This window comes from Daejeonella sp., from assembly GCF_049655485.1.
GTDB lineage: Bacteria > Bacteroidota > Bacteroidia > Sphingobacteriales > Sphingobacteriaceae > Daejeonella.
On the sequence record NZ_JBASJU010000009.1, the window covers coordinates 1 to 12,177 of the forward strand.

Consider the following 12,177-nt stretch of genomic DNA (forward strand, 5'->3'; position numbering starts at 1 on the left):
ATTAAGTGCTGCTAAAAGAAGTATTTTTTCATGTTACTACCTTTATTATTTTAGAACGTTACTGCTGGGTTAGAAAATTTATATTCTGGGTGTACCTCTAATATAGATCAGGGCCTCCTGAATATTCAATTCCCGTGTGCCGTTTCCGGCTCTTATAAAAAAATGAGTGGTTTGCTGATGCTTTAGGAAGACAGGTGTTTTAATGCTGTTTACTTTAATCCAGCATACATCCTTCTCATTGCTGGCTACAAATGAAACACGTACATTTTTACAGTTCTCAGTTCCCAGGTGTAATGAAACGGATTGCATAATATACTGTTCAAACCCATCCCTGCCATACTTCCTCAGGGTTTCATAATCTTTATCAAGTCCTACAATTTTAGCATCATCATCTACACCGATCAATAAATTTCCTTCAGTAGAATTCATAAAAGCTGCTATTGTTTTTAAGCCGGCAAACTCAATTTCTTTACTTGTTTTTTGTAAGCGGTAATCCCACCGAAAAGAAGATTTAAACTCTATGGAATTACATTCTCCTTTTAATAATAGATCTGAAATGGTTGCCTCTGAACTATTTCTGTTGTTATCTGCCCTTAAACGGAATATTAAATAGCCCATCATGCCCCCCATAAAAACAAATAATAAGAGCAAAGCTCCGCTAACAAAGTCAATTGCCTCGCGGTAGAAATTAATGGCAACCTCCTTAAAAGGAAGTTGATGCTTACCAAAATGATATTCAAATAAGATCATTATTAATGGAGCAAACACCACTAGCCCGAAAAGTGCTCCAGAAATAATCCATAACCACTGCTTTTTAACCTTTATCATCGACAAAAAAAATATTCTCTTAAAACAATATCTCCGTCATTCAAATCCATCTATTATTTATTTCTACGGATCCAACATTAATTATTGCGGTAAAACAACATTATTGTTCGAGCGGATTTCCTGGTGCATAATTTCTCCGCCAAGAAGTCCTGCCCAGGCCATTAGTCCTGCAGCAATAAGCGCAAGAATAAATACTATTACCGGCATTGCCCGCACAGTTTTTAAACGGTTTATAAACAAAGCAGCAAGAGCAGTTATTCCCACGATAACCATAACCCACTGCGCAATATTGGAGGCCTCTACATGCCGCTCAATAATAGCTTCATCGGCTAGCTTTGCATCCAGTATAAAGCGTTCAGCTCCTTCGCCTGTTTGCGTAGCCACCACAGAAAATACAGCCATTAAGGCAAACAGCCAGTAGGCCGCTTTAATGACGCCTTCGTTTTTTCGCAAAATGCCGTATAACAATATTAGAACGGCGATAAGACTTCCGGTGATGGGCAAGTGATTAACGATCAGGTGCCAGTGTGCAGGATTGAGATTCATGATTTTTAAAATTTAGTTTATATGTGATTTAAAAATGAGTATTATGACGCAAACCATTTATTGATTTTCATTTGAGTTCTTGAGAATTCCCTTTGGTTCTGAAAAACAAAATTCCTATAGTCAATAATGCGATCGTCATAATCCCTCCTATTAAAAAATTCGAGTTTGGATAATATGTTCCCAGGAATCCTGCAATCGGATAAGCTATCGCCCACCAGAGATGGGAGAAGGCAAAATGAGACCCGTACACTTTTCCTTGTTCCTGTTCTTTGATGTTCTCCGCTATTAGAGTCTCGGAAGGAATCTCGGCAAGACTTTGACCTAAGCCCGCAATCAGCCATAAAAATAACAATGGATAGTAGCTTAAATAATTTGCCCCTGTTATTGCCAAACCTAAAAACAGCGCCCCCGTAATTAAAGAAACATTTCTTGACCTGGATTTATCTATGCTGCCCGATAAAAAAGCCGCTACTGAGGCGCCAATCCCAAAAAAAGCCATGACCAGGCCATAATGGCTGTCGGTTAGCTGCAATCCTGTTTTTACATGTGAAACGGTATTTACCAGAATTTGTGCACCGGCAATAGCGGAGATAAATTCTATGGAGAGTGCAAATCGCAATAATTTATTTCCAAATAACAACCTGACACCTTTCAACACATCCTCCCAGGTAGAAAGTTGCCTTCCGGAAGATTTAGGCCCTTGCATAATATTCCCCGGTAATGTCATTATCAATATCCCTGCTACTATAAAAGTAGCTGCATCAATAAAGAAAATCTGCCTGGCACCAAACCAGATCGCCATGACACCACCCAGAGCAGGCCCTAAAAAGCCTAATAACTGGTAGGTTGCTGTTGATAAACCTACCGCCTGACGGTAAATTCCCTTATCGACAATGTGTGGAATGATGGCTTTATAGGTAGGGGTAAAAAATGCATTAAAAACATTCAGCAAAAACACCAGAACGTAGATGTGCCATTGCTCTGTTATAAATGGGAAACAAGCCACAATAACCATCCTGATAAAATGGGTAATATACAGGATCTTCTTCCGGTCAATTTTATCTGCTAATACCCCTGCAAAGGGAGAAAACAGGATAAAAGCAGTAACCCTTAACGTGAGGGCTGATGCCAGGATCACTGCTGAGTTCTCCTTCCCAAATTGGTAGGAGATCAGTGCTAATCCTATCCAGGTAAATGCATCGCCTAAAAGGCTGATCGTTTGCGCCAGGTAAAGCCTGGCGAAAACTCCGTTCTTTAAAACTTTAAACGGTTCGGAAAGAATTTTTAACTTATTTGTCACCTGCATCTGAAATTTTAAATAATTATTCTATTCTTCTACGTTTTTCATGGCAGATAGTAAAGCATAAGCGCCTTTTAATACTACCTGCGAACTTTTGTCAAATTGTTCGGGCAACATGACTTCTGTATAGCCCCCTTCTTCGATTCCGCGCTTGATCGGGATCATTTTAAAAGCATATCCACTAGCGTTAATTTTTGTTTGAATGAATAAGTAATCATTCCCATCTGCATTTACAATAGCCTCGCTGGGTACAGCCGACACTTCATCATCCGTTACAGAAATTAGAGCTTTGGCATACATCCCCGGAATTAGAGAAGGATCGCTTACATTCTCGATATGACAATGAACAGGTACTGTTCCTTCTTTTCCCGCAGATTTCCCAATTAAAAATACTTTAGCCACGCGGTTATAATCAGCAGCGTTAGCTAACGCGAAACGAATCGGCTGACCTACCCGTATTTTGTAGGCATCTTTTTCATATACGTTCAGGGCTAAGTGAAGATCGCTTTTATTACCCAGTTCGAAAAGTACGTCAGTTGCATTCACATACTTGCCCTTATTGGCGTTACTAACGGTGACATATCCATTAATTGGTGAATAAAGATTGCTGGTCCGGGATATTCTGCCGGCCTGAAGACTGCTTGTACTGATACCTATCAGCGACAGCTTCTGCTGCAATCCGCTCATTCTGGCTCTCATTATTTTTAATTCAGAACTAACCTGTTGAAAGGTCTTAGCTGAGTTGACATCTTCTTTCCGTAAGTCTTCCTGACGCTTGAATTCCAATTGCAGGAACTCCATTCGGCTCTTACTTTCCAGATATTCCTGTTGAATATCAATAAAATCGGGATTCTCTATCACAGCAACTACCTGACCCTTCCGGACGGACTGTCCTGGTAATAACCCAGCGCTTCGGACGTACCCTCCCAAGGGAGCAGACACTGAAACCATACTCTCAGGGGGCATATCCAATTGGCCGCTTGCCTTGATCACATTACTGAGGCTACGCATTTCTATTTTGCCTAATTGAATATCGGCTACTTTATATTGATCCTTTGTCAGGCTTACTTCATCCGCCACTTTTACAGCAACTTCTGTCTCTGCAGATTTTTCTTCCTTCTTTTGATTACAAGCTATGGCGGTTAAACCAATCATAGCCATGCATATTATTTTATTGAAATGTTTCATATTTAAAATTTCCTTTGGATCCGTTTATTTTTTACCGATAATATTTTCTATATCCAGTACAGACTGATTGTACAGAAAAAGCTCCTGCATGTAATCAGATTTTATCTTAATAGATATTGACATGCTCTGCAGATACTGTAAGTATGCAATCTCACCACCTTTAAAACCTTTTTCCGCATTTTGAATAATGAGATCAGCCTGGGCTAAAGCACTTTTTTCATAATAATCAAGCGCACTGTTATGCTTATTGTACTGTTGTATTAATTGTTGCAGTTCACCCTGTAAATTGGTTTGCTGGTATTGGAAATTAGCAGCCGCTATTTGCTCGCTGATCTTAGAAGCATTGATCTTTGCCTTATTCCCGCCCGGCAGAATGGGAATTCCAATTCCGATCTGGAAACCCATAAAACGATCTTTGCGGGTAAAATTCTGCGGTATGCCATTTACATTTTGTAGTCCCTGAAAAGACTGGTTGAAATAACCTGCAGTGAAATCAGGCAGGCGTCTGGCCTGCTGCAGACTGGTTTCACTGCGACGAACATTGATCTCCTGCTCTAAAAATTTCAGATAGGGATTTTGAGCTATCGCAGAACTGTCTTGTGGTATCTCAAGTGGACGTTTAATCAATAGATCATCAACACTTAACCGTTCTTTGGTATTAAGCAGCGTTTGCAGCCGGTTTTGAGCGATCAGGATATCAGCTTGGTTTTGAATGATAGCATTTTTGAGCTCCATCAGCTGGGTTTCGGAGGTTACCTTTTCCAGCCGGTTACTTTCTCCGGTGCGGTAGCGAAGGTCACTGGCTTTAACAAGGTTACTGTATAAGCTATCCTGATACGTAAAAAGCCTTTCTTTTCCTCTAAGATACACCAGTTCATAATAGACTGATTTCACCTGTCTTATCAAATCGTTCTCCGTGATAGCAAAAGATCGTTCGCTGCTTTTAATCCGCTGATCCGCCAATCTGGACTGACTGCTGTAAACCGTAGGGAACTCTGTTTTTTGTGAGATAAGAAAATGATTGTCCTGATTACTGCTGTTGATCTGGCCCTTCTGGTAGGTGATACTCGTTCTGTCAAGATTGACAGATCCCTTTTTCAGGCTTTTTTGAATATCAATTTCATATATCGCAGCTCGCAGGCTACTGTTATTTTTTACGGCTTCGTCAATTGCCTGATCTAACGTAATCTTTCTTCCCCCGATGCTCTGTGCAGAGGAATTTATCGGGAGCAACATCCCTCCGAATAGTAATATCAAAATAACCGATAAGGCACTGAGTCCTGATTTCACTTCTGCAGATTTCCTTTTACGTTCAAATAAAATATATAAAACAGGCAACACAATTAAGGTTAAAAGGGTAGCGGTGATCAGTCCGCCGATAACTACCGTGGCTAAAGGCCTTTGCACTTCGGCGCCGGATGAATTGGAAATAGCCATAGGCAAAAATCCTAATGAGGCTACTGCTGCGGTCATTAATACAGGGCGCAGCCTGCTTTTTGTTCCTGACAATACCCGTTCGTTCACATCGGCTATGCCTTCCTTTTTCAAGCGATTAAACTCCGCTATTAAAACAATCCCGTTTAAAACGGCTACTCCAAACAGTGCGATAAAACCCACGCCTGCAGAAATACTGAATGACATACCACGGATCATCAAAGCGAAAACACCACCAATAGCAGATAAAGGAATTGCCGTGAAGATGAGCAGGCTCTGAGAGACGGAACGGAATGTAAAGTATAACAATATCAGGATAAGAAATAACGCCACCGGAAGGGCGACCGCAAGCCGCGCATTAGCCGCTTTCAGGTTTTCAAATTGCCCGCCATAGGTTGTATAATAACCCGGGGGCAGCCTTAATTTACTGTCCAGCTTTTTCTGGATCTCTTCGACTATGCTCTCTACGTCACGATTCCGGACGTTAAACCCTACGGTTATCCTCCTTTTGGTATCATCACGCTGGATCTGGTTAGGGCCGTTTACAAAATCAACAGATGCGACTTCTTCCAGTGGTATTTGCTGACCTGTTCGTGTGGTTACATATAAAGCCCGGACGTCCTGCAAGCTCTGCCGATCCTCTTTGTCCAGCCGCACAACGAGGTCAAAACGTTTTTCTCCCTCATACACTACACCCGTCGCCTCCCCGGCGAAAGCTGTTTTAATCGTTCTGTTGATCGCACTAATATTCAGGCCATACTGGGCTATTCTGTCTCTGTTATACTTAATCCTGATTTGGGGTAAACCCGTAACTTCTTCCACATATACATCATAAACACCCTCTACCGGTTTAATTAGCCTTCCGATTTTGGAAGCTTCACTGGTTAAGACATCCAGATCTTCACCATAAATTTTAATCGACACATCCTGTTTAGCACCTGTAATTAATTCATTAAAACGCATTTGAATTGGCTGTTGAAATCCAAAAGTTACCCCTGGGATAACTGACAAGGCCTTCTGCATCTTTTCAGCAAGCTCTTCCCTGGAGGATGCACTAGTCCATTCTTTCTTTTCTTTCAGTATGATCATCATATCTCCGGCTTCAATAGGCATGGGATCTGTGGGTATTTCGCCTGATCCGATCTTATTGACTACCTGCTTCACTTCAGGAAACTGTGCCAGAATAATCTTTTGTGCTTTGGTCGAAGCATCAATGATCTGATCAATGGAACTTCCGGTGAGTACCCGTGTTTCAACGGCAAAGTCACCCTCGTCGAGCTGAGGAATAAACTCGCCCCCTAAACGTGTAAAAGCAAACAGGCTGACCAGGAATAATCCCACGGCAATAACAACAACACTAATTTTCTGCCGGATAGCCAGACCGATAACCGGCCGATAAGCCCGTTGGAAGAAATCCATCATGCGATCTGAAAAATTCCTTTTGTGCGTAGTATTTTTACTTAAACCTAAGGCCGACATCATGGGAACGTAGGTTAGCGACAAAATAAATGCACCTATTATAGCGAACATTACTGTTTGAGCCATAGGCCGGAACATTTTGCCCTCAATACCTATCAGGGCTAAAAGAGGCAAATAAACAATTAATATGATGATCTGGCCAAAGGCTGCGGAATTCATCATTTTACTTGAGCTTTCATAAACCTGCGTATCCATCTGATCCTGATCCAGCCTTTTCAAACCCACATGGTGATGCTTGCTCATGCTGATCCGGTGCAGCACGCTCTCTACGATAATGACAGCCCCATCCACAATCAAACCGAAATCAATCGCTCCCAAACTCATCAGGTTCCCTGATACACCAAAAAGGTTCATCATTGAAATGGCAAAAAGCATAGACAGAGGAATAACTGAAGCCACCACCAAACCTGCCCGGAGGTTACCCAGAAATAATATCAGGATAAAAATAACAATCAAGGCACCTTCTACAAGGTTGGTAGAGACCGTACTGATCGCATTGTCGACTAATTTCTTACGATCCAGGAAAGGTTCAATATCTACTCCTTCTGGCAGGGTTTTCTTAATTTGCTCAATCCTCGCTTTGACATTATTGACTACTTCTGATGAATTGGCTCCCTTTAACATCATTACAATACCGGTAACGATTTCTCCTTCCCCGTTCCGTGTTGCCGCACCATAACGTACACTATTTCCAAATTGCACTTTCGCCACATCCCTGATCAGTACAGGTGTTGCATTATCTGTTTCGATAACGATTTTTTCGATATCTTCAATATTTTCAACAAGACCTTCGCTCCGGATGAAATAGGCATTGGGAGACTTGTTTATATAAGCTCCGCCTGTATTCTGGTTATTGGTTTCCAATGCATCAAAAATATTTGAAATGCTTATATTTAAGCTGCGCAGACGATCCGGGTTTACAGCGATCTCATATTGCCTCACATATCCTCCAAACCCGCTTACTTCTGCTACGCCGGGTGTACCTAAAAGCTGTCGTTTAACTATCCAATCCTGGATAGTACGAAGCTCCATCGGGCCGTATTTCTTTTCATAGCCTTTTTTTGGATGGATCACATATTGGTAAATCTCTCCCAAACCTGTTGTAACAGGAGCCATTTCAGGCTTCCCTACACCATCAGGTATCTGTTTGGCAGCATCGCCAAGACGTTCATTGATCTGCTGACGAGCCCAGTAGATGTCGACATCTTCATTAAACACCACGGTCACCAGCGACAAGCCGAAGCGTGAAAAGGATCTTATTTGTTTAATTCCGGGTATGCTCGCCATGGTTTGTTCGACCGGGAAGGTGATCAACCGCTCAGCTTCCTGTGCGGCTAAAGCGGGACTGACCGTAATAACCATCACCTGGTTATCAGTGATATCGGGAACTGCGTCAATAGGGAGTTTAGTTAATGAATATGTTCCCCAGGCTATTAACGCCACGGTAAATAATCCGATAACTAATTTGTTTTTTATCGAAAAGTGAATAATCTTATTTAACATTCGTATTAATAGTTAAATGGAATTTAAGTGTGATGGGGCCCGCTTCAAGTTTATAAAAAAACTTGATTAGCAGACGCCGGATCCACGAAATGAAATTACTTAAGGAGAATGGTATTAGAAGAATTGACCTTAACGTCAATTATATAAATCTTATAAAATTTATTTGGTATACTAATACCCAGGGTAATCAGCAGGTAGGAGGGCCTCGGAGGGAGAGGGAACTTATAATGAAACTTGATGGTATTTTTACATTATCCCAAAATCGTTGTTTCTTATAATTATAATACCAGACAAGTCGGTATTCTATTAAATCAAGATATGATATATGATCAAAAGTTTTGATTTGAAAGTCCGTTTTTTTCTCAACGGAAGACAAATAAACTAAACTGCGCTCACTAACACCATGCTGAAAGTGCGAAAATATATGTCCCAGATTAGATAATCCGTTGTCCGATGAGGCTGGTACCGGAGCAGAATGTTCCGACATAGTTATGTCTACCTCATCTATATGGGGCACTACATCATGTCCAATTATCACCATAAGTGATAGCAGAAATGCTATATGTCTAATAACCTTCATTCAAATAAAACCAGAATCTTTCAAATTGAGCTGCTAAATTACTCATTTAATTTAATTTATTGAAATTTGCCAAAATTTAGTGTTCATTATTTAAACAAATATTTTGATAATGTTAGAGATATGACCTATTTGCTTATTAATCCAATAACTAAAACACGTTTATATGGCACTTTCAAAAATTACTCTAATACTCTACTCTAAAAGCATCATATGTTCATAGATAATAAGAATCATCCCTGCAAAAAGTATTAGACAAAATATTAAGACAAAAATATCTGACCAGGTCATTGGTTTCCTTTTCTTTTTTATCTTTCCTTCAACCCTTGCAAACTTTGATGTTGGAGATCGGTGGTGTATTTTTCTTTTAGTATTACGCTTTTTCATGTCGCGGGGAAGCTTACACAAGGGTCAGTGATTTTTTATCTTTTCAAAACTATGGCAGATCGATCAACAACCGAGAAGGAAATGTGTGGTATTGTTTATAAACGCTAAGTAAAATAAAAAACATCAATTCAATGTCAGACTTGAAGTCTTAATGGTTTTTTCTTTGGTATCAGACCATGCAAAAAACAACCCTGTTTCCTGATTTTGTCATCTGCGGAAATCCGCCTGACCTCGATTCGGATGATGAAGCGATAACTGTTGAGGGGTCTTTCTTACCGTTACTAAATACTCTGGCTGCTTTTATTTCTGAGCCGTTCATCCAGCTTACCATTGCACTTTTTTCATCCAGTATAATAAGGTCTACCCGGCCAATTGTTTCAGATTCATTAATTTTAACCGGTGCATTAAATGTCGCTCCCCCATCCTTTGAAAAAATAACCTGGACTCTCCCAATTTTATTTGGGGACGAAAACCAGGCTATCGCCAAATTATTTCCAAGCGCATCTGCTCTTGGCCCGTTAACAGGGCATCCCGAAATCTTCCAGTTATCAGAGAATATAGGTTTGGGTTGTGTCCATTGACCATCCACTTGCCTCACAATAGAAATGTCACGGATCTCATCTGGGGATCGGTCGCGGTAAATTACAACCGGACCTTTCGATGTTACTGCTAAACTAGTCTGGCAGCAATCACATACTCTTTTATCCAGTTCCCATTCATCTGATTTTAAGCCTGTTTTATTCATAGAAGCTGCCCGTAGCGACATTGCTCTTTGATGTGCATCCCCATGTCCTGCACTCTCTTCCATAACCGTATTTCTACCATCGAGCCATGAAATAAAATAATTTTCGTTATGGGGTAGCAATGAAACAAAGCCATGTTCTGCTTTTTTGCCATCATCATGAAGTATCCGGGATTGGCTCCAGTTCAACCCTTTATCAGATGAAGTAAGGAGCTTAACATCATAAGTATACGTGCCATTTTCGCTTTTATCCAATATATGGGCTATCATGTTACCTTGACCATCCGATGCCAGCATCGGATAATCAGCCCAGTTAACAAACCAGTTATTTCCTGAAGCTATTATCCCTGGTTTGGACCACTCATCATTGCTCAAACTAGAAAATTTCAGAAAACTCGTCTCCTTTATTTTTTCAATCCATGACAGATAAACCACTCCTTTTTTATCGGTAAACAAATAAGGTTCTGCGCTCAAAGAATCGGCTGGAGATGCGAGAATTTCTAAGCTGTCTTTTCCCATCCTTGTTTTCTTCTCTGGATTATTACAGCCCAAAAAGAACACCGCGACTATTAAAGAAATGAATGGTCTAATCATTTCGTTTTATAATTTCACGGATCATATTAATATTTGCTGCATCATCCCACTTTCTTTCTCCAGGCTCTGAAAAAACAAGACTGCCACCGGGACTGAATATAAAGGTCGTAGGCAGAGCCTGAATATCCAAGGCCTCACTGTTTTCTATTCTTGTATAATTAAACTTATAACCTTGCTTGATACTAAACTCCTCAATTTGTTCGATACTTTCATCTGAAGCGAGCAAGAAAACAATTTCTTCATCGCGGAGTATATTTTGGGCATTTGCTATGGAAGGCATTTCCTGGATGCATGGCTTGCACCAGGTGGCCCAAAAATTGATGAAAACGGTTTTGCCTTTATATTTCTCCAGATTTATGGCTTGTTGATTCAAATCAGTCAAATTAATTTTCACAAGACCGTCGTTCTTATTTGGCAGCACAATTTTTGAGTGATCTCCTGTATTACAGGCTGCTGAACCCAGTAAGATAACCAGCGCCAATTTTTGAGCACTATTCATTTAGCACCTTTTGTACTGCAATTCATAAAGTAAAACGTGCTTATGCAAAAATAAAAGGATCCGCAAAATTAATATATTTAGTATGGCTCCATGTTAATTTTCATTCAAATCTAATGTAAAATAGCTACATGAATCTAGAAAGACCTGATCTACTGAGTAAAACAGGTCTTTCTTATTCAGTATTCTTACTTTAAGCTAGTCGCTTCTAAAAACTTTTCAAATTCCGCATTACCGTAGTCAGCCCCACCTTCATGTTTAAAAACAAGCTTGCCTGATTTATCAAATAGTAGTGTAGTGGGCAATGCTCCTGCAAAATAAGCCGGAGAGATTTGGCTTGCCGGCGCATAAACATTCAGATTGTATCCGTTTTTCTGCATGAATTTCTGCGACTTTTTCATATCTGCATCCATATCTACCATCAGAAAAACCACATTAGACTTATCTTTAAACTTCTGACTTAATTTATTGATAGAAGGCATTTCGGCAATACATGGAGGACACCAGGTTGCCCAGAAATTCACGAATACCGCTTTTCCTTTCAGATCGGAAAGAGTGATGGTCTTCCCGTTTTCATCCTTGAAGACCATCTCCTCAATGGCTTCGGTTGAAGATCCTATCGGGGAAGCTGACTGAGCATCTTGCTCAGGTATGGACGGCTGAAACAATCCTATTTTCATTAAGCCCTGAATGATGGCTCCTTTAAATTGAGGGCTTATCAACAAAGCACCTATAAACACCACCATAATAGCTGTTGTTATATTTGACCTGGTTAGCCACTTTTTATTGTTTTCCATAATACTATTTGTTTGAGAATGATTGATCTGATTTAATTTTTTCATGGTTTATTTTTTAATAGTTATTCTACTGCCTTCCGTCAACTCCTCTGATCCCATTTTTATAATATTGTCAGTGGTATTTAAGTCTCCAAAGATTTCTATTTTATCCTTGTTTCTTCCACCAATTATTACCGGAACTCTTTCTATAATTCCATCATTTGATCGTACTGCAAAAACACCTGCCTGGGTATTTACCACACTGGAGGCAGGAACCCAATAGGTACTATCCGGACGCTGCAATTTTAATTTCACCTGCGCATATTC

Annotated in this window: 8 protein-coding genes and 1 pseudogene; all 9 read right to left on the bottom strand. The window is 40.3% G+C overall.

Translation table 11 applies throughout. The annotated features are described in order from the left end of the window. Window positions 1-78: 78 nt before the first annotated feature. Window positions 79-750, bottom strand: a complete 672-nt coding sequence (locus WBJ10_RS00455; protein WP_424287542.1) for a helix-turn-helix domain-containing protein — start codon at window positions 748-750, stop codon at window positions 79-81. Window positions 751-909: 159 nt separating this feature from the next. Beyond that, window positions 910-1,374, bottom strand: coding sequence for a hypothetical protein (locus tag WBJ10_RS00460; protein ID WP_424287544.1), 465 nt, complete (start codon window positions 1,372-1,374; stop codon window positions 910-912). Between the two features lie 67 nt (window positions 1,375-1,441). Then, window positions 1,442-2,680 carry an MFS transporter gene (locus WBJ10_RS00465; protein WP_424287546.1) on the bottom strand — a complete coding sequence of 413 codons (1,239 nt, stop codon included), beginning with the start codon at window positions 2,678-2,680 and terminating at the stop codon, window positions 1,442-1,444. 21 nt (window positions 2,681-2,701) lie between these two features. After that, window positions 2,702-3,862, bottom strand: coding sequence for an efflux RND transporter periplasmic adaptor subunit (locus WBJ10_RS00470; protein ID WP_424287548.1), 1,161 nt, complete (start codon window positions 3,860-3,862; stop codon window positions 2,702-2,704). 24 nt (window positions 3,863-3,886) lie between these two features. Then, complete coding sequence (locus WBJ10_RS00475; protein ID WP_424287550.1) at window positions 3,887-8,278, bottom strand: CusA/CzcA family heavy metal efflux RND transporter; 4,392 nt, start codon at window positions 8,276-8,278, stop codon at window positions 3,887-3,889. Between the two features lie 1,133 nt (window positions 8,279-9,411). Next, on the bottom strand, window positions 9,412-10,578 hold the full coding sequence (locus WBJ10_RS00480; RefSeq protein WP_424287552.1) for a hypothetical protein: 1,167 nt from the start codon (window positions 10,576-10,578) through the stop codon (window positions 9,412-9,414). Next, window positions 10,571-11,077 carry a TlpA family protein disulfide reductase gene (locus tag WBJ10_RS00485; RefSeq protein ID WP_424287554.1) on the bottom strand — a complete coding sequence of 169 codons (507 nt, stop codon included), beginning with the start codon at window positions 11,075-11,077 and terminating at the stop codon, window positions 10,571-10,573. The genes WBJ10_RS00480 and WBJ10_RS00485 overlap by 8 nt, the downstream gene beginning before the upstream one ends. 185 nt (window positions 11,078-11,262) lie before the next feature. After that, complete coding sequence (locus tag WBJ10_RS00490; RefSeq protein ID WP_424287556.1) at window positions 11,263-11,916, bottom strand: TlpA family protein disulfide reductase; 654 nt, start codon at window positions 11,914-11,916, stop codon at window positions 11,263-11,265. A 3-nt stretch (window positions 11,917-11,919) separates the two neighbouring features. Continuing rightward, window positions 11,920-12,177: pseudogene (locus WBJ10_RS00495) on the bottom strand (efflux RND transporter periplasmic adaptor subunit); the annotation flags it as partial.